The sequence below is a fragment of the Hymenobacter mucosus genome (assembly GCF_900188255.1).
GTDB lineage: Bacteria > Bacteroidota > Bacteroidia > Cytophagales > Hymenobacteraceae > Hymenobacter > Hymenobacter mucosus.
This window is the reverse complement of the sequence record NZ_FZNS01000004.1, coordinates 247613-272162: the sequence shown is the minus strand read 5'-3', so window position 1 is coordinate 272162 and position 24550 is coordinate 247613. Positions and strand designations below refer to the sequence as shown.

Annotated in this window: 18 protein-coding genes; 10 read left to right on the top strand and 8 right to left on the bottom strand. The window is 56.5% G+C overall.

From position 1 onward, the window contains the following. Positions 1–71: 71 nt before the first annotated feature. The 4 genes from CHB83_RS11100 to CHB83_RS11085 all read left to right on the top strand — a co-directional run bounded on the left by CHB83_RS11100 (position 72) and on the right by CHB83_RS11085 (position 4763). Positions 72–650 (top strand): Crp/Fnr family transcriptional regulator, encoded by a 579-nt coding sequence (locus CHB83_RS11100; RefSeq protein WP_045689909.1) that lies wholly within the window; start codon positions 72–74, stop codon positions 648–650. Between the two features lie 334 nt (positions 651–984). Further along, positions 985–1506, top strand: a complete 522-nt coding sequence (locus CHB83_RS11095; protein WP_045689910.1) for a (2Fe-2S)-binding protein — start codon at positions 985–987, stop codon at positions 1504–1506. Positions 1507–1509: 3 nt separating this feature from the next. Next, positions 1510–2532: an FAD binding domain-containing protein gene (locus CHB83_RS11090; RefSeq protein WP_045689911.1), complete on the top strand. Its 1023-nt coding sequence runs from the start codon at positions 1510–1512 to the stop codon at positions 2530–2532. Then, positions 2529–4763, top strand: a complete 2235-nt coding sequence (locus CHB83_RS11085) for a xanthine dehydrogenase family protein molybdopterin-binding subunit (protein ID WP_089332676.1) — start codon at positions 2529–2531, stop codon at positions 4761–4763. The genes CHB83_RS11090 and CHB83_RS11085 overlap by 4 nt, the downstream gene beginning before the upstream one ends. Positions 4764–4849: 86 nt before the next feature. Here CHB83_RS11085 and CHB83_RS11080 read toward each other — a convergent pair whose 3' ends face one another. Together CHB83_RS11080 and CHB83_RS11075 are read right to left on the bottom strand one after the other, a co-directional pair. Then, on the bottom strand, positions 4850–6004 hold the full coding sequence (locus CHB83_RS11080; RefSeq protein WP_089332675.1) for an alpha/beta fold hydrolase: 1155 nt from the start codon (positions 6002–6004) through the stop codon (positions 4850–4852). Between the two features lie 277 nt (positions 6005–6281). Beyond that, positions 6282–6854, bottom strand: a complete 573-nt coding sequence (locus CHB83_RS11075; RefSeq protein WP_089332674.1) for a GNAT family N-acetyltransferase — start codon at positions 6852–6854, stop codon at positions 6282–6284. Positions 6855–7196: 342 nt separating this feature from the next. On the opposite strand from CHB83_RS11075, the gene ygiD reads away from it, so the two are divergent. From ygiD to CHB83_RS11055, 4 genes are all read left to right on the top strand, one after another. Then, positions 7197–8084, top strand: a complete 888-nt coding sequence (gene ygiD / locus CHB83_RS11070) for a 4,5-DOPA-extradiol-dioxygenase (RefSeq protein ID WP_245855329.1) — start codon at positions 7197–7199, stop codon at positions 8082–8084. Positions 8085–8298: 214 nt separating this feature from the next. Further along, positions 8299–9387: an acetamidase/formamidase family protein gene (locus CHB83_RS11065; RefSeq protein ID WP_089332673.1), complete on the top strand. Its 1089-nt coding sequence runs from the start codon at positions 8299–8301 to the stop codon at positions 9385–9387. A gap of 358 nt (positions 9388–9745) precedes the next feature. Further along, complete coding sequence (locus tag CHB83_RS11060; protein WP_089332672.1) at positions 9746–12379, top strand: MGH1-like glycoside hydrolase domain-containing protein; 2634 nt, start codon at positions 9746–9748, stop codon at positions 12377–12379. A gap of 123 nt (positions 12380–12502) precedes the next feature. Next, complete coding sequence (locus CHB83_RS11055; protein WP_089332671.1) at positions 12503–13210, top strand: dienelactone hydrolase family protein; 708 nt, start codon at positions 12503–12505, stop codon at positions 13208–13210. A 313-nt stretch (positions 13211–13523) separates the two neighbouring features. On the opposite strand, the gene CHB83_RS11050 is transcribed toward CHB83_RS11055, so the two are convergent. After that, a complete protein-coding gene (locus tag CHB83_RS11050) occupies positions 13524–13973 on the bottom strand; it encodes an ankyrin repeat domain-containing protein (RefSeq protein WP_089332670.1) in 450 nt (149 codons plus the stop codon). A 281-nt stretch (positions 13974–14254) separates the two neighbouring features. Here CHB83_RS11050 and CHB83_RS11045 point away from each other — a divergent pair, with 281 nt between their 5' ends. Further along, the gene (locus CHB83_RS11045) at positions 14255–16711 is read left to right on the top strand and encodes a TonB-dependent receptor (RefSeq protein ID WP_089332669.1); all 2457 of its coding nucleotides are present in this window, start codon (positions 14255–14257) and stop codon (positions 16709–16711) included. 165 nt (positions 16712–16876) lie between these two features. Then, on the top strand, positions 16877–18019 hold the full coding sequence (locus CHB83_RS11040) for a PepSY-associated TM helix domain-containing protein (protein ID WP_089332668.1): 1143 nt from the start codon (positions 16877–16879) through the stop codon (positions 18017–18019). Positions 18020–18104: 85 nt separating this feature from the next. On the opposite strand, the gene CHB83_RS11035 is transcribed toward CHB83_RS11040, so the two are convergent. The 5 genes from CHB83_RS11035 to CHB83_RS11015 all read right to left on the bottom strand — a co-directional run bounded on the left by CHB83_RS11035 (position 18105) and on the right by CHB83_RS11015 (position 24464). Further along, on the bottom strand, positions 18105–19160 hold the full coding sequence (locus tag CHB83_RS11035; protein WP_317044786.1) for a bile acid:sodium symporter family protein: 1056 nt from the start codon (positions 19158–19160) through the stop codon (positions 18105–18107). A gap of 74 nt (positions 19161–19234) precedes the next feature. Further along, positions 19235–19543: a DUF3861 domain-containing protein gene (locus tag CHB83_RS11030; protein ID WP_089332667.1), complete on the bottom strand. Its 309-nt coding sequence runs from the start codon at positions 19541–19543 to the stop codon at positions 19235–19237. 31 nt (positions 19544–19574) lie between these two features. Next, a complete protein-coding gene (locus CHB83_RS11025) occupies positions 19575–20930 on the bottom strand; it encodes a PepSY-associated TM helix domain-containing protein (RefSeq protein ID WP_089332666.1) in 1356 nt (451 codons plus the stop codon). A gap of 158 nt (positions 20931–21088) precedes the next feature. Beyond that, a complete protein-coding gene (locus CHB83_RS11020) occupies positions 21089–23662 on the bottom strand; it encodes a TonB-dependent receptor (RefSeq protein ID WP_089332665.1) in 2574 nt (857 codons plus the stop codon). 274 nt (positions 23663–23936) lie between these two features. Next, positions 23937–24464, bottom strand: coding sequence for a GNAT family N-acetyltransferase (locus CHB83_RS11015; protein WP_089332664.1), 528 nt, complete (start codon positions 24462–24464; stop codon positions 23937–23939). Between the last annotated feature and the right edge of the window lie 86 nt (positions 24465–24550).

The following is a 24550-nucleotide window of genomic DNA, read 5'->3' as shown; positions in this document are numbered from 1 at the left end:
GGTGCGCCAGCTGCCTCTGTGGTGGCAAAAGACCACCTACCTTGGCGTATTGTTTACGTGGTCTTTCGGATATGCTCGACGCCCTTCATACCTACTTCCACAATAAGATTCAGTTCACCGAATCCCAGCTTATGGAGCTGGAGGAACTGCTGACGCCCCGCCACGTAGCCAAGCACGAGGTGCTAGTGCGCCAGGGCGAAATAGGGCGGGTAGGAGCATTTGTGGTGCGCGGCTGCTTGCGTAGTTATGTTACCGATACTCGTCAGAAGGAGCACATCATTCAGTTTGCGCCCGAGAACTGGTGGATTTCCGATCAGCACAGCCTCACTAAGCAGGAAGCCTCTCTGTTTTCTATTGATGCCCTGGAGGATTCCGACGTGCTACTATTCAGCGGCGAGTTCTACCGCCGCTTTCAGTCATTTGGCCCCGCATTTCAAGGCTTCTTTTACCAACTGCTTCAGAACAGCTTAGTAGCCATGCAGCGGCGGCTAATTGGAGTGCTTAGTGCCCCCGCCGAAGAGCGCTACCAAGAATTTCTGCACTTGTATCCGACGCTTGCGCGGCGCCTGCCCCAGCGGCACATTGCCGCCTACCTTGGCATCACCCCCGAATCGTTGAGCCGCATTCGAAGTGAACTGGCCCGTAGTTAAGCAGAAGAGGTGCCTGAGACAACAGTGTGAACAATAGTGGCACCTTGCTAATACAACCGCTATATCCGATAAAATATAACGTTAGCTGTTTTAGGGCAATGCACAGTCCACTATTGATGGATCTGATATTTAGAATAAGTATGTATATGTGTCTAAAGAACTGAAAGTTAGATGGTCACGGTTGAGTGTTTTTCTATATAGGATTTTTGAAAGGAGAAATACGAGCAAAAGGATAACGTAGGAGGTTGGGGCGGCGTACAGGACAACAGTATGCTCAGTTGCTAGGGCAGCGCATACAGTCCTGTTCCACTCCTCAACACCTCATATTCTTTCTATGCTACATCAATCGACGAAAGCTCCGGGCGAAGCGGTAGCGGCTCCGCCACCCACCGGTACCGTCCGCCTGACTATCAATGGGCAGCAGCGCGAATTACAGATAGCTCCTTGGACTACTCTGCTGGATGCGCTGCGCGAATACCTGGACCTGACCGGAACCAAGAAAGGGTGTGACCATGGCCAGTGCGGCGCCTGTACGGTGCTAGTAAATGGCAAGCGCATCAACTCCTGCCTAACGCTGGCCGTGATGCAGGAAGACGCCGAAATTACTACCATTGAGGGCTTGGGTACCCAGGAAAACCTCCACCCCTTGCAGCAAGCGTTCATCGACCACGATGCATTTCAGTGCGGATACTGCACGCCCGGCCAGATTTGCTCGGCCCAAGGGCTCATCAACGAAGGAAAAGCCCACACCGAGGCTGAAATTCGGGAGCTGATGAGCGGCAACATCTGCCGCTGCGGGGCTTACACCAATATTCTGGCGGCCGTGAAGGAAGTCGTAGACGCCAAAACTGCTTAAGCCATGAATAGCTTTACCTACTCCCGCGCTACGGCCGTCGAGGACGCCGTGCGCGAAAAGTCTACCCACCCAGATTCGGCTTACATCGGGGGAGGCACCAACCTGCTGGACCTGATGAAGGAAAATGTGGAGCGCCCCGTGCACCTCGTTGGCCTCAACAAGCTTCCGCTCACCACGATTGAACCTACTCCCGACGGCGGCTTGCGCCTGGGAGCCCTGGCTACCAACGCCGATACGGCGTGGAATGAGGAAGTAAAAAGCCGCTACCCGCTGCTGAGCCAAGCCATCTTGGCCGGTGCCTCGCCCCAGCTGCGCAACATGGCTACCGACGGCGGCAACCTGATGCAGCGCACCCGCTGCTACTACTTCTACGACACGGCTACTCCCTGCAATAAGCGTGAGCCTGGCTCGGGCTGCTCGGCCATTGGCGGCTACAACCGCATTCACGCCATTCTGGGCGCCAGTGAGCAGTGCATTGCCACTCATCCTTCCGATATGTGTATTGCCCTGGCTGCGCTGGAAGCGACAGTGCGCGTAAGCGGCCCCAACGGCGACCGGACCATTGCCTTCGAGGACTTCCACCGCCTGCCCGGCAACACACCGGAGCGTGACAACAACCTGGAGCCTGGTGAACTGATTACGGGCCTGGACTTGCCGGCCAAAGGGTTTGAAAAGAACTTCACCTACCTCAAGCTGCGCGACCGAACCAGCTACGCCTTTGCCGTAATTTCGGTAGCGGCGGCCCTGGAACTGGAAGGCGACACCATTACGGATGCCCGCTTGGCGCTGGGCGGGGTAGCACACAAGCCCTGGCGCGACAAGGAAGCTGAGAACCTGCTGAAAGGCCAGCCTGCTACGGCTGATACTTTCCGCCGGGCCGCTGCCAAAGTGGTGGAAGGCGCCCACGGCTACGAGCACAATACCTTCAAGATTGAGCTAGCTAAGCGCGCCATTGTGCGCGCCCTCAAGCAAGCTGCCGAAGGCACCCAGCAAGCATCCGATGTCTTTTTAAACTCAAATCCATGAGCAATACAACCTACATCGGCAAACCTACCAGCCGCGTAGACGGCCCGGCCAAGGTGACGGGTGCGGCCAAATACTCCGCCGAATTCAACGTGCCCAACATGGCCTACGGCTGGGTGGTAAGTAGTCCCATTGCCAAAGGTACCATCACTAAAATTTACGCCGACGAGGTGCTGGCACTGCCCGGAGTGGTGCAGGTGTTCTCGCACGAAAATGTGCCCTCCCTGGCTTGGTTTGATAGAAACTACAAGGATGACGTAGCCCCCGGTGGCTCGCCCTTCCGGCCCCTGCACGATAACAAGGTAAAGTTCAGCCAGCAGCCCGTGGCCCTGGTAATAGCTGAAACGCTGGAACTGGCCCGGTATGCGTCCTCGGTGCTGCGCATTGAGTACGAGGAGGAAAAGCACGAGACCAGCATTGAAGACAAGCGGGACGACGGCTTTGAACCCGGCCGAGGCAAAACTGGCTGGATGCCGCCACCCCCGCCCCGCGGCAACCCCGACAAGGCCTGGGAGAATGCTACCCACCGCGTAGAGGCGGAGTACGTGCATGGTGCTCAGCACCATAACCCCATGGAAATGTTTGGCACCACCGTAGAGTGGCGCGGCGAAGGCAAAATCACGGCCTACGACAAAACGCAAGGCGTTGTCAATGTGCAGCAGTACCTGACAAAGATCTTTGGTCTGAGTAAGGATGATGCCCGCGTCGTGAACTTGTTCATGGGTGGCGGGTTCGGCTCGGGCCTACGCCCCCAGTACCAGGTATTCCTGGCAACGCTGGCGGCTCTGGAGTTGAAGCGCTCCGTACGGGTGACCCTCACGCGCCAGCAGATGTTTTCCTTCGGCCACCGCCCGCATACCTTGCAGTACCTTAAGCTAGGCACTAACCCCGACGGGACGCTGGCGGCCCTACAGCACCACGCCCTCCACGAAACTTCTCAGTTCGAAGACTACACCGAAAACGTAGTGAACTGGTCGGGTATGCTCTACCAGTGCGAGAACGTGAAGCTAGGCTACCAGCTTGCTAAGCTCGACGTGTTCACCCCCCTGGACATGCGCGCGCCGGGTGCGGCTACGGGGTCATTCGCTTTAGAAGTAGCCATGGATGAAATGGCGTACGCCGCCGGCCTCGACCCGCTGGATTTCCGCATTCGCAACTACGCCGAGAAGGACCAGAACATGGACAAGCCCTTTTCGAGCAAGAAGCTGCGCGACTGCTACCATCAGGGGGCGGCTAAGTTCGGCTGGGACCAGCGCAACCACGAGCCCCGCTCCATGCAGGATGAGAACGGCATGCTGGTAGGCTGGGGTATGGCCGGCGGCGTGTGGGATGCATCAATGCAAAAAGCCGCTGCTAAAGCCACGCTTACGGCCGATGGCAAGCTGCTGGTAACCAGTGCTGCGGGCGAAAACGGCACCGGCACCTACACCATCATGACCCAGATTGCGGCCCAAACCCTGGGTTTGCCAATCGAAGCCGTCACCTTTAAGCTTGGCGACACTGACTTTCCCGAGGCCCCCGTGCAAGGCGGTTCCTGGACGGCTGCCTCAGTAGGCACCGCTGTAAAGAATGTGTGCGAAGCAGTAGGGGAGAAGCTGCTCAAGTTTGCGAAGAAGATGGACGGCTCGCCCCTGGACGGTGCCAGCATGGACGACGTGGAGTTTGTGAACGGCCAGATTCGCCTGCGTAAGGACCCAAACCAAGCGGTAGTTATCCGAGACGTGCTCCAGGCTAGCGGAGAAAGCAAGATTGAAACCGATAGCTCGGCCATGCCAAACTACCTCAAGCAGATGCCGTATTCGATGCACTCCCACAATGCGGTGTTTGCGGAGGTGAAGGTAGACCCAGACTTAGGCACGGTACACGTGACGCGCGTGGTAAACGCCGTAGCGGCGGGCCGTATCCTGAACACGAAAACCGCCCGTTCGCAGGTGCTTGGTTCGGTTGTGTGGGGAATTAGCATGGCCATGATGGAAGAAACCGTCATGGACCATAAGTTCGGCCGCTACATGAACCATAACTACGCCGAGTACCACGTGCCCGTCAATGCCGATATTCACGACATCGACGTGATTTTCGTGGAGGAGGAAGATGATATCGTAAACCCACTAGGGGTAAAAGGTATTGGCGAGGTAGGCCTACTTGGTGTGGCTGCGGCCATTACCAACGCGGTATACCATGCCACCGGCAAACGCGTCCGTGAGTTGCCTCTCTATCTGGATAAGCTACTCTAATAGCTATAAGAAGCTGTATAGCTTCGCAAAAAGCCTCGGCGCCGCAAGGTGCCGGGGCTTTTTGTATGTGTTCTGCGCTCCGAGTTCTACAACTTCTTTAATACCTCCGCGGCGTTTGTGTTCTTCGGATTCAGCTCCAGCGACTTCTGGTAGTTCATCCTGGCTAGGTCTTTATTGCCTGCGTTTAGGTAGGCTTCAGCCAGGCTGTCGAACGCGTTGCCGCTCCGCGGGTACAGCACGGTATTCAGCTTGAACACTTCCAGGGCCTTCTGCTTTTCGCCTTGGCGTAGCAGGCTATAGCCCCAACTGTTCAGGTCGCTTTCTGAGTGACGATAGTCTGTTTCGCGCTTCTTTATTTCGTTGGTAGCATTTACTGAGTAGCTGAGGCTGCGCTTTAGGAGAACAGGGTTCTTCGCCTGGCCGCGGGTAGCGCCGTAGGCTTTCGTAATGGCACTGACAACCAATGCTGGATTGTCGCCGAAAATATAGTGGCCGCAGCCGTAAGCCGTAATGAGTTCCCGGTTGGGTTGAGCGGCCGTAAATTCTTGGTGGCAGGCTTTCCAGCGGGCAGCTTCTGCCGGTTTAGGAATAAAGAAGTTGTCGGCTACCAAGTCAACAACCGGTATAGTGGCCGGAAACGGGGCGTGGCGCACCACCTGCACGGTAGCGGGGTAGTTGAGGCTTTGGTAATACCGGCCACGGTGCCCGGTTTTGTTTTGCTCGATGTCGGCTTGCATATCCTGCATCATGCCCGCCAGAAATTCGTTGGTTGCAAAGCAGGGCAGCATGGCGTCCAAAAGTACTACCGCCTGAACAGCCTTGGGGTGGCGTGCGGCATACAGCGTGGCGTACAGTCCGCCGTAGGAGTGAGCTACCAGCATAAGTTCGTTGCCGTAGCCCAGCTTTTTAAGACCCACTTCCAGCCCCTGCATGCCACTCAGAATGCCGTGTTGTGCATCTGCCGGCTCCTTGGAAAGCTCGCTTTTTCCGAAGCCAGCGCGGTCATAGGTAATTAGGGTAGCGCCGGTTACGGCGGCTAGAGGCTCTAGCAGCGGCTGCCATACGCGGGCGTCATCACCACCTCCCGCCTCAAATAAAATCGGTACGCCTTTGCCGTTGATGATGTGGAAGTGTAGCCGGTAGCCGCCAACGTCCACCAGGGTGTCAATAGTCTGGGCCTGTCCGCTGCGGGGGAATAGCAGCGCAAGGCAGCTGAGGAAGGCAAATACGTACCGCGTCATAGTGGATAGGAGGTGGGGTAAGAGTAGGAGTAGGAGTGTGGTTGCTACGCAACAGGATACATTGAACGGAATGCTAAACCTTGTATGCGGCAATAGCGCGGGAAGGGCATGTTCGCTCCCCAGCTAGTCACGTTTGCTTCTCGCAGGTTGCGAACGGCCCCTGCAACGCCAGCGCCAAGCTCGGCAGCCAGCACCATATACTGGCTACTCAAGAAAACCCGGCAAGCTGGTAATCCAAGCAACAGCTTATAGCTCAGGATAAAGCCACGGCACGTAGCTATGCTTCAGCGGGGGGCAGGCGTTTCGAGGTTTCGTAGGCTAGCTCCAGATAGTGATTGTTGTTAAACTCAAATTCATGAATCACTTCCAATCCCAGCTTTTGGGTGTGCGCCGTGTAGGAGCGGGTATTGATGCGGTTGATAAACGTGACCAGCACCGGGTACCGAGCCGACATCTGCTCCCGCGAGAAATCAAAAATCTTTTCTAGCACGCCACTACCCCGGTAGGCTTTATCAATGCAGATGGGGCCGTACTGGTAAGAGTTTTCGGTGCTGAGCTGCTGGCCCGCGTAGGTCAGGGCTGGCAGGTCTTCTATCATAGAAGCGAAGATGGGCCACCGGGACCAGAACTGCCACGAAGCGGCCATGACGTAGGCAACTACCTGCCCGCCGTGCGTGGCGATGGACAGGCCATGTTCTGCTTGGATCAGTTGAGTGAGTTGTTCCCGGGTGAAGGCAGTAGTAACAAAGCCATCGGGTTTATCCTCCTCGGCAATCGTCGCAATTTGGTATTTCTGGTGCAGTGCCAGTACGCCGTCGATGTTTTCTAGGCTGGCTAGTTTGAACTCCATAAATGACAAAGGGGAAGGAAGAATCTATTTGCCTGCGTTTAGGATATTTTTCCGGAGTAACCTTATTACAAGCCTCTGCCTCAAATACCAGCAGAACACTACTGTTGAGCTTTTCTGTAGCCCGGCTTCCCAACAAGGTGTAAGCAGGACTTACTGATAGGTAAACTTTTAAGAAAAAAGCTGGCTGCCGCTATGGGTAGCTTTCTGCTATAGACACCAGTGGACAGCTCAAGGGTTGCCTACGCTGTAGCTACTGACCCTTCCGGTCCAGATTTCTTACCCTACATCAAGGCTCCACCAGCTTGGGCGGGGTACATTTGCTGGCGAGAAATTACTACCGCTATGCACCGCACAGACTTTCTGAAGGCCCTGGCCGTGCTCCCCTTCGCCTCTGCTATGAACTCCCTGCAAGACCTCCATAAAACGGCCAGCTCCTTTCAGAAAACGGCCAAGATGCCCGTGCTTTTCGTGGGTCACGGCTCGCCCATGAATGCCCTGGCCGACAACCCCTTTACCCAAACCCTGCGCCAGCTGGGCCGCGACATTCGCAATGTGCAGCCGCCGCGGGCGGTACTGGTAGTATCGGCCCACTGGCTCACGCGCGGCACCTTCGTGGCCGTAAACGAGCGCCCCGAAACCATCCACGACTTCGGCGGCTTTCCGCAGGAGCTGTTCGACATGCAGTACCCCGCCCCCGGCGCCCCCGATGTGGCCCAGGAAGTACTGGCTGCCCTGCCCGACGCGCACCCCACCGATGAGTGGGGCCTCGACCACGGCACCTGGACGGTGCTGCACCACATCTTCCCGGAGGCTGATATTCCGGTGTTCCAACTCAGCATTGACTACCACAAGCCCATTACCTACCACGCCGAACTCGCGAAGCAACTGCAGTTTCTGCGCCGCCGCGGCGTACTGATTCTGGGTAGCGGCAACATTGTGCACAACCTCCGCCAGAGTATACCTAGCTTCATGCAGGACGACCCGCGCCCGCACGCCTGGGCCGTGGAGTTCGACGAGTGGGCCAAAGCCAAAATAAACCAGCGCGACCTGCTGGCCCTGGCGCACTACCAGCAGGCGGGCGCCAGTGGTCCACTGTCGGTACCCACGCCCGACCACTACATTCCCATGCTCTACAGCTTGGCCTTGGCCGAGGCTGATGAGGCCATCCGCCACGTCTTCGAGGAGGTAAGCTTTGGTGGCATGAGCATGCGCACGTTCGTTGTGGGCTAGTACAAGGGCTGCCAATGAGCATTGGGCTATCCTATGTCAGGATAGCCCAATGCTCATTTACGGCTACCGGTTCTTTGCTGCTGCCGCTACAAGCAGGTGCTGATGAGCTAGGGGAGGAGCGTAGCAGAATGGAGCTGAATATTTTAGGCGTGGGGCGTAAGCTGTGTGGTTCTGATGTAGTTTGGGAGGCTTGTTCTACCATTACTGCCCCTCCATGAACTACCAATATCTACGCCACGGCCTTACTACTCTCACACTCGGTGCGGCTTCTCTACTAGCAACTAGCGCCCGGGCGCAAACATCTGCCGGCGCGGCCAAAGCGGGTAAGCCTACTACCCATCAGCTCACGCCCACCCCTAGCACCGTGGCGTGGGGCTTTTATGATGCTGCGGCCAAGCCCGTGCTCCGCATCAAATCGGGCGACAAAGTAGAGGTGCAAACGCTTATTACCTCAAGCCCCGCGCGCTTGGAAGGCGCGGGCGTAGCACCCGCCCAGGTAGAGCAGTCCTTGCGCGACATCTACCAGGAGGTAAGTAACAAAGGGCCCGGCGGGCACATTCTCACGGGGCCTATTTACGTGGAGGGAGCCGAGCCGGGCGACGTGCTGGAAGTGCGCATTCGGAAGGTGGAACTAGCCATTCCCTACGCCTACAACGCATTCGGCCCCACTAGCGGCTTCTTGCCCGAAGACTTCGGCTACGCTAAAATGCGCATCATCCCCCTGGATAAGAAACGTATGGTAGCCAACTTTGCTCCTGGTATTGAGGTGCCCTTGCGGCCATTTTTCGGGAGCATGGGGGTAGCGCCACCCCCCGCGGCGGGCCGCATCAACAGCGCCCCGCCCGGCATTCACGCCGGCAATCTGGATAATAAGGAACTGGTAGCGGGTACCACCCTCTTCATTCCAGTACACGTGCCGGGTGCCTTGTTTGAGGTCGGCGACGGTCATGCGGGGCAGGGTAATGGCGAAGTGGATATTACGGCGCTGGAGACTTCCCTAACGGGCACCTTAGAGTTCATTGTGCGCAAAGACCTGCACTTGACTTGGCCCCGCGCCGAAACGCCCACCGACTTTATTACCATGGGCACCGATGTGGACTTAACGAAAGCCACCAAGGTAGCCCTGCGCGAAATGATTGACTTCCTGATGAAGGAGAAAGGCCTCAGCCACGATAATGCCTACATGCTGGCCAGCGTGGCTGCCAACATGGAAATTACCCAGCTGGTAGATGGCACCATGGGCGTGCACAGCATGATTCCGAAAAAGATATTTACTGGGAAGCCAACAGCAGGTACCAAGTAACATCGCATCCAAACCAGCCTCTAAGCCAAGTCCTGGGCCCGAAGCGCTACGTTATTAACCCCTGGTGAGCACTAAGCTGGGCGGGGGAGCTTCCGCTGTGCCATGCCCTAGGCCTACCGCACGGCGGGAGCAGCGCCAGAAGACAAGGAAAGTGCTGCGCTACTTTTAGGCACGGAAAAAGCGCCATCTTCACCCGAAATAACGCTTCAAACAAGACCGAAAGCAGCTTGCAGGACCTCCACCGTAGCAACTGTTTTCCCCGGAATGGAGTAGGGCAGAACCATATTGGGCGCTGCCGCCCCGACTAGGTGAATACAAGGGCCTCCCCCTATATTCAGTCGCCACGAGCTACTACTCTATGACGCAGGAACAACTACGCCTCGCAGAATCAACCGCACACACCACGCCTTGGAAGAAATTTGGTCCCTACCTCACCGAACGCCAGTGGGGTACCGTCCGCGAAGATTACAGCCCCGATGGCAACGCCTGGGATTACGTAACGCATGATATGGCCCGCAGCCTCGCCTACCGCTGGGGCGAGGAGGGCCTGGGCGGCATCAGCGACGACCGCCAGCTCCTTTGCTTTGCCGTGGGCCTCTGGAACGGCAAAGATGAAGTACTGAAAGAGCGCCTGTTTGGCCTTACCAATGGGCAGGGCAACCACGGCGAGGACGTGAAGGAACTGTACTATTACCTTGATAGTACACCCACGCACTCCTACATGCGCATGCTCTACAAGTATCCGCAGCAGCGGTTTCCCTACCGCAAGCTGGTGAAGGAAAATGCCCGCCGCGGCCGCCAGGAAGCCGAGTACGAGCTGCTGGACACCGGCGTTTTCAACAAGAGCCGCTACTTCGATGTGTTCATTGAATACGCCAAGGCGGGCCCTGATGATGTGCTGGCCCAGATAACGGTACACAACCGCGGCCCCAAAGCTGCCTCAGTGCAGGTGCTCCCGCAGCTCTGGTTTCGCAACACCTGGTCGTGGGGGTACAACCCGGCCCGACCCTCCCTGCGTGAGCAAGCCCCCGGTACCGTGTTGGTAGAGCACGCCGAGCTGGGCTCGTATCACTTCTACTGTGATGAGGCGCCTCAACTGCTGTTCTGCGAAAATGAAACCAATGGCCCCCGCCTCTACAACCTGCCCGCCGAGGGTCGCCACTTCAAAGACGGCATCAACGACTACGTGGTGGATGGCAACACGGAGGCCATCAACACCGAGCAGCAGGGTACTAAGGTAGCCGCTCTATATACTCTCAGTGTGCCCTCGGGGCAGTCGCGTAGCGTGCGCCTGCGGCTATGCCAGCCTCCATGTGAGCAGCCCTTTGCTGACTTCGACCAAGTTTTTGCCACGCGCAAGCAGGAGGCCGATGAGTTCTACGACTGCTTGCAGGAAAACCTGCCCCCCGACCCCGACGCACGCAATGTGCAGCGCCAGGCATTTGCAGGCATGCTCTGGAGCAAGCAGTTTTACTACTATGACGTAAGCCAGTGGATGAACGGCGACCCGGCCGTGCTAACCCCGCCGCCCGAGCGTCGCAAGGGGCGTAACCGGCAGTGGAGCCACTTGCACAACGAGGACATTATTTCCATGCCCGACAAGTGGGAGTACCCCTGGTATGCAGCCTGGGACCTAGCCTTCCACTGCATTCCCCTGGCCATGGTTGATGCGGAGTTTGCCAAGCAGCAGTTGCGCGTGCTCACCAAAGACTGGTATATGCACCCCAACGGGCAGTTGCCGGCCTACGAGTGGAACTTCTCCGACGTGAACCCACCCGTGCACGCCTGGGCCACGTGGCGCGTGTACAAAATGGACAAGAAGCTGCGCAACAATCAGGGCGACACGGTGTTCCTGGAGTCAGTCTTTCACAAGCTGGCGCTCAACTTCACTTGGTGGGTCAACCGCAAGGATAAAAGTGAGCGGAACATCTTCGAAGGCGGCTTCCTGGGCCTCGATAACATTGGTGTGTTTGACCGGAGTGCGCCCCTCCCTACCGGCGGGTTCATTGAGCAGTCGGACGGGACGAGCTGGATGGCCATGTTTGCTTTGAACATGATGCGCATGGCTCTGGAGCTGGCCCGCACCAATCCCGTGTACCAGGACATGGCCAGCAAGTTTTTTGAGCACTTCCTCCACATTGCCGACGCCATGACCCGCGGCGGCGACGGCCTGTTTAACCTCTGGGATGAGGAAGATGGCTTCTATTATGATGTGCTGCATACCCCCGATGAGGAGCGTACCAAGCTTAAAGTGCGCTCCATTGTGGGCCTGATTCCACTGTTTGCAGTTGAAGTACTGGACCAGGAGCTGTTGGATGCCATGCCCGAGTTTACGGCCCGGGCGCGCTGGGTGCTCGACCACCGGCCCCACCTGGCCCAGCTAGTAGCCCGCTGGGAGGAGCCCGGCAAAGGGGCCCGCCACCTGCTGGGCCTATTGCGCCGCTCCCGCTTGAAAAAGCTGCTGCAACGCATGCTCGACGAAACCGAGTTCCTGTCTGAGTATGGCATTCGGGCCATGTCGCGCTATCACTTGGAGCACCCCTACGTGTTCAGCACCGACGAGGACGACTTTGTGGTGCAGTACGTGCCCGGTGAAGCCGAAAGCAGCATGTTTGGGGGCAACTCCAACTGGCGGGGACCCATCTGGTTTCCTATCAACTACCTCATTATCGAGTCGTTGCAGCGGTTTCATTTTTATTACGACAGCAAGTTCGAGATAGAGTATCCCACGGGCTCGGGTACGATGCTGACTTTGCAGGAAGTAGCCATAGCCTTGGCTGGGCGCCTCACCAAACTGCTGCTAAAGGACGAAAATGGCCGCCGCCCCGCCTTCGGCCACAACGAACTCCTGCAAACCGATCCGCATTTCCGCGACTACCTTCTCTTTCACGAGTACTTCCACGGTGATACGGGCTACGGCTTAGGGGCCAGCCACCAAACCGGCTGGACGGGCCTCATCGTGCGGTTATTGCAACTGCGGGGAACAGAATAAGTCCAGAAGGGCGCGGCCGAGCTTCCTGCTGCCCTCTTGGGTAGTAGGTGGCCCGGCAGAGCTGCTAAACATACTACCCGGTTTCTGGCTTTAGGAGCCAGTCTTCATTGCTAACACATACCTATGTCCTACCCAAGTGCCGTCGCCCTCACGGCTTCCGACAACACTCATCTTCAGGCCTATACGGCCATGCCTGCCACCGCAGGGCCTCACCCTGGTATTATTCTGCTTCAGGAAGCATTTGGTGTGAACGGCCACATCCGTAACGTTGCCGACCGCCTAGCGGCCGCGGGCTATGCTGTGGTTGCCCCCGAGCTATTCCACCGGACGGCCGCGCCGGGCCTTGAAATTCCGTACAACGACTTCCCCAGTGCCATGCCGCACTTCAGCGCCATCACCCCCGAGGGCTTGGCTGCCGATGTGCAGGCCGCGTATGACTGGCTGCAGGCCCAGGACAACGTGACCGACAAAATAGGTAGCATCGGCTTCTGCCTGGGTGGGCGCGTATCATTCCTAGCTAATGCAGTGCTGCCCCTGGCGGCGGGCGTATCGTACTACGGAGGCGGAACCCATCTGCTGAAAGACCGGGCCCCCGACTTGCACGGCCCGCACTTGTTCTTCTGGGGCGGACTAGATCAGCACATCAGCAAGGAGCAAGTGGCGGAAGTGACGGCGGCCGTAGATGCGGCAGGCAAACCCTACATCAATACCGTTATTTCCTACGCCGACCACGGTTTCCACTGCGACGAACGGCCCAGTTACCACCCGCAGGCGGCCGCAGAAGCATGGGCACTTACCTTAGCTTTCTTTCAGGAAAAACTGCGCAGCTAAAGTACCAGCCGCCGCCCGGCATACGCTGGAATCTTAGTAAAGCCAGACTGGCTACCTCGTTTAACACGAAACGGAGTAGGCGGTCTGGCTTTGCCGCTCTTACGGATGGGCACTCAGAAAAGACAATAGTGACGTTTGAGCAATAACGGGCTGCATCCAATCCATTGCCCAAGTTTCTGTGCAGATAGAGGCAGGGGATAGGGACTTCGGTAATGGCGAACATTGCTAGAGGGTAGCTAGGATAAGGGCGCCCAAATAAAAAAGGCGGACCGGTGCATGCACCAGTCCGCCTTTCAGTTACTGCGGTAACAGCTTACAGTTTCGCTTGAATCAGCTTTAGTACTTCGGGGTTGCCGCCTTCTTTGGCGCTGGCCAGTACGTCCTTGCCATCCTTGTCCTTGGCTTTGGCGCTGGCCCCATTCGCCAGCAAATAGGCTACCACCTCCTGGTGCCCGCTGGCCGCGGCGGCCATGAGGGCAGTTGCATTAAAGGAGTCGGGCTTGTCAACTGCGGCTTTGTTTTTCAGCAGAGCCTTCACCACGTCGAGGTGGCCGTTGCCAGCGGCAATGATAAGAAAGGTGGTAGGAAAGCCCGGCATCATTTCTACCATGGTATTCGCGTCAGCTCCGGCTCCTAATAGTGCATCTACATCAGCTGGTTTATTTTTTACAACGGCAGTGAACACCTTTTGAGTAGGGGTTTGCGCTTGTGCAAGGGTAACAGTTGCTAGGAATAGGGTAAAAGCTAGAAGAAGTTTTTTCATATCAGGAAATCTTATTGGGAGAAAGCACAACCCCAAAGATAGCTATTTGCAGGGCAGTTGATCTATTTTCAGTAATTAGGACTTTGCAAAGAGTGCTGAGTTTTGTGTTTTTTCTTCTTCCGTAGCTAGCCGCTATGTAGCTCGAAGCGCAACAGTTAGCACCACGGAAAATGTGTGTTACTGGAAGTTTATGTAGAATCGTTACAAATAAGTTGTGTTTACTCAGATTCCTGCCGTTACTTTGTGATGTTTTAGAACAGTTCTAAATAATCTAGTACAACATGAACTCACTTCGACTGCTGGGGCTGGTTACCACTTTTTCGGCCACCTCGTTGTCGGTGCTCGCGCAGCAATCGGCTGCAATCCGAGGCACCATTACTACGGCCGACGGCCGTCCCGCTGAATCTGTTACCGTAGGTTTGAAAGGCCGCGCCCAAGGCGCTATTACGAACGCGCAGGGTGCCTACACCATTGAGCGCGTGCGCGACGGGCAGTACACCGTAGTGGTATCAGCTATTGGCCTGAAGTCGGAGGAGAAAACGGTAACCGTAAGCGGCGGCCAGAGCGTTACGCTAGACTTCATGCTGGCGGAAAATGCCGAGGAGCTGAAGGAAGTAATTGTAAGTGGTGCCCGCATTAACCGGTTTTCTCGCAAAGAGTCGGTTGATGTAAATAAAATGCCGCTCAGCAACCTCGAAAACCCGCAGGTATATGCCACCGTGGGCAAAGAGCTGCTGACAGAACAGTTAGTATTCTCTGTGGATGATGCCACCCGCAACGCGCCAGGAGTGCAGAAAATGTGGGAGCCCACTGGCCGTAGCGGCGACGGTGGTTCCTTCTACGCTTCGCGGGGCTTTGTCGTGTCAAGCCAGCTGCGCAATGGCGTGGCCGGCGGCGTTACTAGCACCATTGATGCCGCTAACCTAGAGAAACTGGAAGTTATCAAAGGCCCCTCAGCTACGCTGTACGGCTCGGCCCTGACTTCCTATGGTGGCCTGCTCAACCGCGTGACTAAGAAGCCCTACGAACGTTTCGGTGGCGAGGTAGTTGCGTCGGCGGGTAGCTATGGTTTTCACCGGGTAAGCGCCGACGTAAACACGCCGCTCAATAGCGCCAAGACGCTGGCTTTTCGTTTGAACGGCGCCTACACCTATGAGGATAACTTTCAGAACGCGGGCTACGCGGGCTTTTCCAAAGACCTCGCCATTGCCCCCAGCCTGCAGTTTAAGCCCAACGACCGCCTAACTATCAACCTGGATGCGGAGGTGTACCGGAGCACCAACGTGGGCAAGCAACTTATCTACCTGTACTTCCTTGATAAGGTCGATAACTTTGGTTTCTCCCGGGCCGATCAGGCGCCGCTAGACTACCGGCAGTCGTACCAGGGGCCGGGCCTCACGCAGGATTCGCGCAGCACCAACCTGTTTGGGCAGGTACGCTACCGCATCTCGCCCAGCTTTACCTCTACTACCTACCTCACCTCCAGCCGCAGCTATTCCGAAGGCAACGGGGCGTACTTCTACCTAGCCTCAGACATTGCGCTCGGTAGAGGCACCGCGCCCGGTGTTAGTAGCCTAATCCGGGCCGACCAGTCGACGCAGGATAGCCACCGCCAGACGTACCAGGTGCAGCAACTGTTCAACGGCGACTTCCACATCGGTGGCCTGCGCAACCGGGTGGTGCTAGGCCTCGACTTCTTGCGCCTTGATTCCGACATCGAGTTCTTTGGGGGAACCATTGACACGGTGCAACTCAATGTGCCGGGCTACAATTACCGCAACTTCAACAAAAGCGCCATTGATGCTGCGTACGCCGCCCAGGCTCCAGGGCGCTACCCTGTAACAACCAAGATCAATACCTATAGCGCTTTCGTGTCGGACGTGCTGAATCTGACCGACAAGCTCAGTGTACTGGCTGCCGTACGTGTGGACCGCTACGACAACAAGGGTGGAATACTGTATTTCCCTGTAGAAGCGTACAAGCAAACCGCAGTGTCGCCAAAGTTTGGCTTGGTGTACCAGCCGGTGAAGGAACGTGTGTCTCTGTTCGCTAACTACCAGAACAGCTTTAATAACCAGAACAGCTCCTACCTGAGTGCCGGTGGGCAGTCGCTGGTAACCAAGCCGGAGCGCGCCAACCAGATTGAAGGCGGGGTGAAGCTGGATGCTGCCGGTGGCCGCGTAAGCGCTACGGTGAGCTATTACGACATTCGAGTGCAAAACATTTTGCGTACCCTCTACACGGTCACCAACCCCGACGGTACTACTTTTACCATCAGCGCCCAGGACGGCAACCAGTGGAGCCGTGGCACCGAGCTGAGCCTGACGGCTAATCCGTTGCCGGGTCTGAACGTGGTAGGTGGCTTTGCTTACAACTACTCGAAGTTTGTCGATACGGATGAAAACGTAAACGGCCGCCGTCCTAACACAGCTTCTTCACCTTACCTAGCCAACGCCTGGGTTAGCTACCGCCAGCCAGATGGCAAACTAAAGGGCCTGGGCCTGGGTTTCGGCGGGAACTACGCCAGCGAAAACAAGATTCTTAACAGTGTATCGCAAGGCGTATTCTCCTTACCTAGCTACACAGTGCTCAACGCCAGTGCCTTCTACGATCTGCCGCACTACCGCTTCGCGGTGAAGGCGGACAACCTGACCAATGAGCGCTACTGGATTGGCTACACCACCTTTAATGCCCAGAAGCTGCGTAGCATTATTGGCAGCATCGCGTACAAGTTCTAAGCTAGTGCCTGTATCCGTTTTGCCACACGAGCGTCAGCAGTAGGGGCTTCGGGCCTACTGCTGACGCTTGTGTCATTTCTTCGCCTGTGCGGCACCCCTGGGCTTTGGGCCTCAGCTTGGGCACTAGTCGCCGTTACTCCCGCAATTGTTGATTAACTTTTGGGTATGACGTTTAAGCAAGCAGTTAGTAAAGTGCACCTCTGGCTTGGGCTTTCGTCCGGGCTGATCGTGTTCATTATAAGCATCACGGGAGCAATTTTTGTCTTCCAGGATGAAATCCGGGACCTAACGGAGCCGTGGCGCAAGGTAGAAGCTCAAACTACGGCCCCCGTACTACCCTCGCGCTTGCAGGCAGCGGCGCTAGCCCGCCACCCTGGCATAGCTAGCAAGGATACCTGGGTTACTTACTTCGGGCCTGAGCGCTCAGCCACGGTTTTCTTCACCGACTCGTCTGGGGCTCCTACGCAGGTGTATCTGAACCCCTACACCGCTCAGGTGCTGCATGAGCACGACTTGCGCACTCACTTTTTCTCCATTGTGCAGTCCATCCACATGACGCTGCTTTTGCCGGAAGCAGTAGCTAAGTGGGTAGTAGGTGGCTCCGTTCTGATTTTTGTAATCATGCTTATTACCGGCGTGGTGATGTGGTGGCCTAAGCGCAAGCAGGAGCGCAAGCAACGCTTCACCATCAAATGGGGTGCCCGTTGGCGGCGCGTCAACTACGACTTGCACAATGTGCTGGGCTTCTATGCAGCTAGCATTGCGCTGGTGCTGGCTCTCACGGGCTTGTTCATGATTTTTCCTTGGATGCTCAATGTGGTTACGTCTGTGGCTAATGGTGGCCGCGAGTATCCCCAGGATGTGCTAACTGCCAAAGTAGACTCTCTGCAACCTGTAGCTGCTGCAAGCCAACCCTTGCCCGACGTTGTCTACCAAACGGTGCGCCGCCGCTCACCCCAGGCGGAAATGATTCTGATAGGTCCAACTGGTACTGGCAAGGACCCCGCGTATTGCTGGACGTATCAGAAAGCACTCCGCTACTATTACCGCGACGACTATAGCTTCCATCCCGTGTCGGGGCAGATGCTACAGGCTAGCTTCCACGCCAGCAAAAGCACTGGCACCAAAGTGTCAGACGCTAACTATGACATCCATACCGGTCAGATTCTAGGTGTAGGCGGCAAGATTGTTGCCTTCCTAGTTAGTCTGATTTCGGCCAGCCTGCCCGTCACGGGCACCGTCATCTGGTGGGGACGCCGCAATAAAACCAAGAAGCCCCGTAAGGTGAGGGTTGCTGAACTAGCCTAATCGCACGAAACATAAAGGCCTCAACGAAAAAGCCCAGCTAATCATAGCTGGGCTTTTTCGTTGAAATAGGCGAACTAATGACCAGTTACGCCGCACTTACTGCTGGTTCTTCGCGCCCCATATTCTGGGCCATCATGCTAGCTAAGATGATTTGCAGGGCATGGTATAGCATGAGTGGTAGTAGAATCAGCCCAGTGGCGGCCGTAGCCGGAAAAAGCAGGCTGGCCATTACGCTTCCGTGCACCAATGACTTTTTGGAGCCGCAGAATAGGGCCGTAATCCGGTCCTCGCGCGAGAAGCCCAGCACCCGGCTTATTCCCCATACTACCCCGAAGATGAGCAAGTACAAGCTTACCATGCCCAGGCCCAGCAAAGCAATGTCGCGGGGCTCGTAGCTGCGAAAAATGCCCTCAGCAAATGACTCGCAGAAGGCCGTGAATACAATCAGCAGAATCACTATCTGGTCTGAAATGCGGAGGGCGCCTTTGTGCTGCTCGGCAAAGCTGCCAAAGCGACGGTTGAGCAGCACACCCGCTACCACTGGTAAAATAACCTGCCACGTTAGGCTCACGGCCAGTCCCCACAGGTGGCCGCCATCGGCGGAGGTGTGCAGAAACAAGCTGGTCCAGAGTGGAGTGAGGATGATGCCGATAAGGCTGCTGATGCTGGCGTTGAAGATGGCCGCTGGCAGGTTGCCGCGGGCAATGCTGACCATCACCACTGAAGTAGACACGGTGCTGGGCAGCGTGCACAAAAAGAAAATACTTTGCCACAACTGGTCGCCCTTCTGGCCATCGAACAGGGGCCGTGCTACCAGGGCCAGCACCGGAAAGGCCACGAACGTGATGAGTTGCACGACCACGTGTAGCTTCCAGTTGCGCAGGCCCGCTTTCATCTTATCGAGGCTCAGGCGCAGGCCATAAAAGAAGAAAATCAGGGCGACGCCAGCGGTGGTGATGGCCTTCCAGGGAATGGGGCTGGCCTTACTACCTACATCGGGAATCAGGTAAGCCAACGCCACGGCGCCTACTAACCCCAGCAAAAACCAGTCGAGTAGGCCCGCCCGGCGCAAGAGGGCTATCAGGCGGTTTTCGGGCGGCAGAGGGGCAGCAGGTGGCGTAGGCAGGTGAGGCATGGACATGGGCTAAAAGAAAAGCGTCAGACTACAGTAGCCTGACGCTTTAGCGTTTCTACGAAGGTAGCCGGGCGGGAGTTCTACGCTGCCGAGGCTTTAGAATGGCTCTTTAGTTTCTGCACAAACTCGCTATGTGCCTGCCACAGCTCGGTGAACAGGGGCTCGTGGCGGTGGGCCAGGAGTACATTGCCCAGCAGCTTTACGCCCAGTGCCAGCGACGCGGCTTCCTCGGCGGGGAGAACCTGCGCGCTGCGCACCCGGTCGAGAATGGCAAACAGGTCGTCGTGGTTAGCAAATGAGAACGTGACGGGCGCGTGCAGAGCCTGCTCGGGTTGGGTGGTGGCCTCGTGCTCCAGGGTAAGCCGGTACTGGTGGTGCTTCGTACTCATCGCGCAGAGAAGGTAAAAAGACAGGAAATGATTACGCGGTGGCTAGTTTGCGCTGCTTCTTATTGGCCTTACGCAGGCGGTTTAGCCACAAAATAGTGCCCGTAATGGGGAAGGTGAAACCCAGCACGCACACAACTAAGCTGATAATTTTGGAAGGCCACCCGAAGATGGAGCCTGTGTGCACAGGCTTAAACATGCCCCGTACGCGCTGGCCCAAGCTCCGCTGCTCGTAGGTCTGCTGGCTCAGCACCTGGCCCGAATACTGGTCGAGGTACGCTTCATCAGTAGCATTGTCATAAACAGCATGTGGGCGCAGGGTGGTTACTTTCACGCTGCCGGTGGGGTCTTTGGGCAATTGGAGCGCATAAGAAACGGCCGCTGGCGCCAGCTCGCGGGCGCGGGCTAGGGCCGCATCAGCGGTGATGGCCGCGGGGGTTGTTGGGGCGCTAGGAGCCGTAGGCTGTGGCAGCGTAGCGGTAGGCGGAGAGGTAGTGACGGGCGCGGTAGCCTCAGCACCAGGCACCACCGACACGGGTGGCTCGGGCCGCTGCATGGGCGAGTTGGTAACGGCGTAAATCCCCTTGTTGAACCACTCAAATGACCAAGCCAGGCCCGTGAAGGCAAACACGAACAGAAACAGCGCCGAGTAAAAGCCCAGCACAATGTGCAAGTCATGATTCAGGCGCTTCCAGCCGCCGCTCCACTTCACGGTGAGGCGCTGCTTCACGGCTTTGCAGCTGGCAGGCCACCACAGCACAATGCCCGTACCGATGATAAACAGGAACATAACCGTGCTAACGCCTACCACTAACTTACCAATGGGGCCACCTACCATTCCGCGGTGCAGGGCCATCATGGTAAAGAAGAAGGTTTCGCGGTAGTTTAGCTCGCCGGTTACAGTAGCCGTGTAGGGGTTCACGAATACCACGGGACCACGGCCGCCTTCGCCGCCGCCTTTGCCCCCCTTGCCTTCGGCACCGGCTTTGCCTCCTTGGCCGCGGCTACCTTCTGCGCCCTGGCCTCTGCCGGCTTCACTACGTGCTTCGCCGCCTTCTGCTTTCCGCTGCCCCCCTTCGCCCTTATGCTCGCCACTGGGACCACCGGGAGCACCAGCCAAATTAAACTCTACGGTGCGGGTAGGGTCGGCATACACCTTCACACCTGCAATTTTAGCGTCGGCTTTGTAGGTCTTCACGGCGGCCGTGAGCTGGGCTAGGGGTAAGGGCTGGGCAGCGGCAGGAGCGGCCACGTAGTAGCGCTCTGGGTGCCAAGCTTGCTCTAGCTCTTTTTCAAACACCAACACGCCTCCCGTGAGGCACACGATGGCAATAATCAACCCGGATACGAGGCTGAGGTAGAGGTGAATGTTGCGAAAAAAGATTTTCATGCGTTGCGTTTCTGTGCAGATACCTACGTCAGTACCTGACTCTCAAAAATAACAAGTAAATGCAGGAGACTATCTTAGTAACTAAAACCCGGCTGGTAGCCAGTTGCGGTTGGCACCAGCCGGGTTTGGGCTAGTTACTTACGGGCAGCTAGGCGCCCTTACAGGCGGTAGCTAGCCGTAGCAGAGAAGTTGCGGGGAGCAATGGGGTTCACGCTGTTGTCGTCGTGCATGTTATAGCTCAGCTCGTTGAGCAGGTTTGCTATCTTCACCCGCACCGAGAACCGTTCGTAGGTGTAGCCCAACGAGGCATCTAGCTGCAGGTAGTTTGGGATGCTGATGAGCTTGTAGGTTTCCGGAATAAGCTGACCATCTTTATTGTATTGCTGACGCGGGTTGCGACCAGCAACTTTGTCGCCTACATAGTAGGTAGTGAATCCTGCGGTGAAGCCGCGCAGGAAGCCATTCTCCCCAAAGGCACTGCCGAAGTTGTAGAACAGGCTCAGGTTAGCCGTGTGAGCAGGGTTGTAGCGTAGGCGGCTACCGTTCTCGTAAATGTTGCTCTTGGTGTAGGCCGTATTATTGTAGCTATAGCCAGCAATGAACGATAGGCCGTACATGGGCTTGCTTTGAATATCAACTTCCACCCCTTTGCTCGTTACCTCACCAGCTAGCTCCTGCGCCGTGAAGCTGGCACTCCAAGCGGGATTCTGCACGGTTGATCCTGGAAGGAACTGTTGGATTGACTGGGCTTGGTTGCTGTTTACAATTCGGTAGGCCGTCACGTTGGCCGACAGCGCACCTTTGAACAGCTCGTTCTTAATGCCTACCTCATATTGATCAATGATAGACGGGGGTAAGTTCGTGTTGTTCACGTCCACTCCAGTATTAGGAGTAAACGAGTTGGAGTAAGACGCGAACAGCGACGTCGTTTTAATGGGCTGGTAAACGATACCCAGGCGGGGAGAGAAAGCGTCATCAAAACGACGGTTTTCTTTCACGGTGGCTACTACCACACCACTCGCATTGGGGGCCGCGTAGGTATACACGTCGCTGGGCGTTTCCTGGTAGCTCCAACGTACGCCAGCCAGCACTTTTATCTTTTCGCTGATGCTGAGTAAGTCCTGCACGTAGAAGCCAGCGCGCCGAGTGTTGCCCAGGGTGCGGGTGTTGCGGCGCAGATCCTCGTAGCTGTTTACTCGGTTGGCAGGAGCGTTCAGCACCTTGCCCCGGTTCAGTACATTGATCGAGTCGTAGGCTTGTGCTACGTGCGTGAGAGCGTTCGTCTGGTACTGGTCGGCATCAGCACCAATTAACAAGGTGTGGCCCAAGAAACCAGTCTGGAATTGCCCGGTTAGGTCCAGCTGAGCTAGGTAGTAGTTTTCTCTGGTTTGAGTGCGGGACAATGTGCGCTGCCAGTCACCATACAAGCTGGCTTTTGGGTGGGCTTTGGCTATTACCGTATTGCCACGTTTTACCTCGGGCATGGTGCCATTGTTAATACCTACGGGGCGGTTGCCGGTTCGTAGCTCATTGTCGTAGCGCTGAAAGCCTGCTACCCCCCGGATTTGCCACGTGTCGTTTAGGCGGCTGGAAAGGGTAGCCGTGGTGCTGGTTTGCGTGGTAGCATTCTTGGCGCCCGGCGTGTTTAGAAACCGGCTGCGCGACTCAAGAACGTTGTAGTCAATGGCCCCAACCCCATAGTCGGGCGTGCGGTTGTCGCGCAGGTAGTCGCCCTCTACTACTAGGGTTGTTTTGGGCGTGAGGTTAAACAGCAGGGAGGGGTTCACATACACGCGGTCCGACTTTACTTCGTCGCGGTAGCTGTTGCCTTGCTCGTAGGTGCCATTCAGGCGGAACGCCACATTTTCACTTTTGCCTACCGCGCCGTACACGTCTACCATTGGCTTCCAGAAGCCAAAGCTACCAACGCGCAGCGCTACCGAGCCGCCCTGCTCAAACCGAGGCTTCTTCGTTACTAGGTTCAGTACCCCACCGGCTGCCACGTTGCCGTACAGAATAGCGGCGCTGCCTTTCAGCACTTCCATGCGTTCCAGCGACGAGGCTTCGGGCATCACGCCGTTGTTGAAGCGCACCCCATTCTTGAAGGTGTTGTTTGAGCCATAGGCAAAGCCTCGGCTACCGAGCTCTTCCTGGGTGCCGCCGGTGGTGCTGGTTACATACAGGCCACTCACATTGACCAAGGCATCGCTCAGGCGCAGCACCTGCTGTTGCTCTAGCACCTCCCGCTCTACCGTAACGGCGCTCTGGGGCAGGTCGAGGGAGGCAACGGGCAACTTGCTGATGGTAGTGGGGCGCTGGTTGAGGCTCTTCGTACCCGTCACGGTCACGCCCGACAACGACTGGCTGCTGCCTACGAGGCCAAATGCCGCCAGGGTAGTCGTTTCGCCGCCCGTTATGGTCACAGCTACTTCCTGGGTTGTGTAGCCAATGCTGCTCACCACTAGTTGGTAAGCACCTGCTGGCGCCGACACGCGGAAGCTGCCATCGGTGGCGGTTGTCGCCCCGTATGGCGTGCCCTTCAGTGCCACGGTTACTCCTTCTACTGGCTTGCCTTCCGTATCTAATACGCGGCCGGCAATGCGGCCCCGCTGGGCAGTCTCGTCGTCGCCGTGTGCCACTACAGGCGAGCCCAGAGCAGGCGTAGCAGCGAACAGTGGGGTGGCAGCAGAAAAGGAAGAAAGTAGGACCAGAAGGGGTAGACGTCGGGACATCGGACAGAGCGGGGCTTGTTTAGACTGATTTAAAACAATGCAAAGCACGGCTCTATTTAGATTAATTCAAAACACAGTTTAGAAAAAATCTACATTAGCTGTAGAATACAGAATAACTATTTGAATAACAAGTAATTATAAGTTTAGCTGGAAGGCGCTAGAAAGAATAGCTACATGTAATAGCCACATATGTAGGCTTGGTTCAGGCAGTAAACCCTTGGGTGTTAAGTTGAATACTACTTGCTAGGCACCCTCAAGTCGTTGCAGTGCAAGCTTAACTACGGGCTAATACAAGCTTCATTAGAATGTCAGTTTGCTCATCATTACCCAATCTGAATACATGCTTGGCAAACTCCATGAAGCCGTTTTTCTGGTAAAAGCGGATAGCGCGAAGGTTTTCTTCCCATACTCCCAGCCACACATAGTTGGCCTGGGCCTGGGTAGCGAGTTGCAGGGCCTTCTCGTATAGTACTTGCCCGACCTGCTTCCCGTGGTAGTCCTGCAGCACATAAATGCGTTCAATTTCCAAGGCATTTGCGTCTTGCAGCTCTGTTTGGGCCGGGCCGGCATTTACTTTCAGGTACCCAACAACCGCGTTTTCTAGCAGAGCGAAATAAAAGGCCGAATGAGGGTTTTGCAGCTCCGCCGTTAGCTTTTCAAGGGAAAATCTTTCTTCCAGATACGCCTGCATATTTTGCTCAGAGTTGCTGGCTGAAAACGTTTCGAAAAACGTTTGGCGGCTAATCTGCCGCAGTTGGTCAACGTTCGGGACGGTTGCCTGTTCGATGGTAATGTAGGTCATGCTTTGCTTACTTAAGCGTAATGGTGGGTGCTGACTTGTTGAATTGCCGATGGGGTGCTGATCTTGAGGGCTTCGGTGCCCTTTTT

Bases quoted from the DNA above. Each gene is read 5' to 3' on its own strand.
- CHB83_RS11020 (WP_089332665.1), bottom strand. From the start codon at position 23,662: ATGTCCCGACGTCTACCCCTTCTGGTCCTACTTTCTTCCTTTTCTGCT.
- CHB83_RS11090 (WP_045689911.1), top strand. From the start codon at position 1,510: ATGAATAGCTTTACCTACTCCCGCGCTACGGCCGTCGAGGACGCCGTG.
- CHB83_RS11055 (WP_089332671.1), top strand. From the start codon at position 12,503: ATGTCCTACCCAAGTGCCGTCGCCCTCACGGCTTCCGACAACACTCAT.
- CHB83_RS11035 (WP_317044786.1), bottom strand. From the start codon at position 19,160: ATGTCCATGCCTCACCTGCCTACGCCACCTGCTGCCCCTCTGCCGCCC.
- CHB83_RS11030 (WP_089332667.1), bottom strand. From the start codon at position 19,543: ATGAGTACGAAGCACCACCAGTACCGGCTTACCCTGGAGCACGAGGCC.
- CHB83_RS11080 (WP_089332675.1), bottom strand. From the start codon at position 6,004: ATGACGCGGTACGTATTTGCCTTCCTCAGCTGCCTTGCGCTGCTATTC.
- CHB83_RS11100 (WP_045689909.1), top strand. From the start codon at position 72: ATGCTCGACGCCCTTCATACCTACTTCCACAATAAGATTCAGTTCACC.
- CHB83_RS11015 (WP_089332664.1), bottom strand. From the start codon at position 24,464: ATGACCTACATTACCATCGAACAGGCAACCGTCCCGAACGTTGACCAA.
- CHB83_RS11065 (WP_089332673.1), top strand. From the start codon at position 8,299: ATGAACTACCAATATCTACGCCACGGCCTTACTACTCTCACACTCGGT.
- CHB83_RS11040 (WP_089332668.1), top strand. From the start codon at position 16,877: ATGACGTTTAAGCAAGCAGTTAGTAAAGTGCACCTCTGGCTTGGGCTT.
- CHB83_RS11060 (WP_089332672.1), top strand. From the start codon at position 9,746: ATGACGCAGGAACAACTACGCCTCGCAGAATCAACCGCACACACCACG.
- ygiD (WP_245855329.1), top strand. From the start codon at position 7,197: ATGCACCGCACAGACTTTCTGAAGGCCCTGGCCGTGCTCCCCTTCGCC.
- CHB83_RS11045 (WP_089332669.1), top strand. From the start codon at position 14,255: ATGAACTCACTTCGACTGCTGGGGCTGGTTACCACTTTTTCGGCCACC.
- CHB83_RS11075 (WP_089332674.1), bottom strand. From the start codon at position 6,854: ATGGAGTTCAAACTAGCCAGCCTAGAAAACATCGACGGCGTACTGGCA.
- CHB83_RS11050 (WP_089332670.1), bottom strand. From the start codon at position 13,973: ATGAAAAAACTTCTTCTAGCTTTTACCCTATTCCTAGCAACTGTTACC.
- CHB83_RS11095 (WP_045689910.1), top strand. From the start codon at position 985: ATGCTACATCAATCGACGAAAGCTCCGGGCGAAGCGGTAGCGGCTCCG.
- CHB83_RS11085 (WP_089332676.1), top strand. From the start codon at position 2,529: ATGAGCAATACAACCTACATCGGCAAACCTACCAGCCGCGTAGACGGC.
- CHB83_RS11025 (WP_089332666.1), bottom strand. From the start codon at position 20,930: ATGAAAATCTTTTTTCGCAACATTCACCTCTACCTCAGCCTCGTATCC.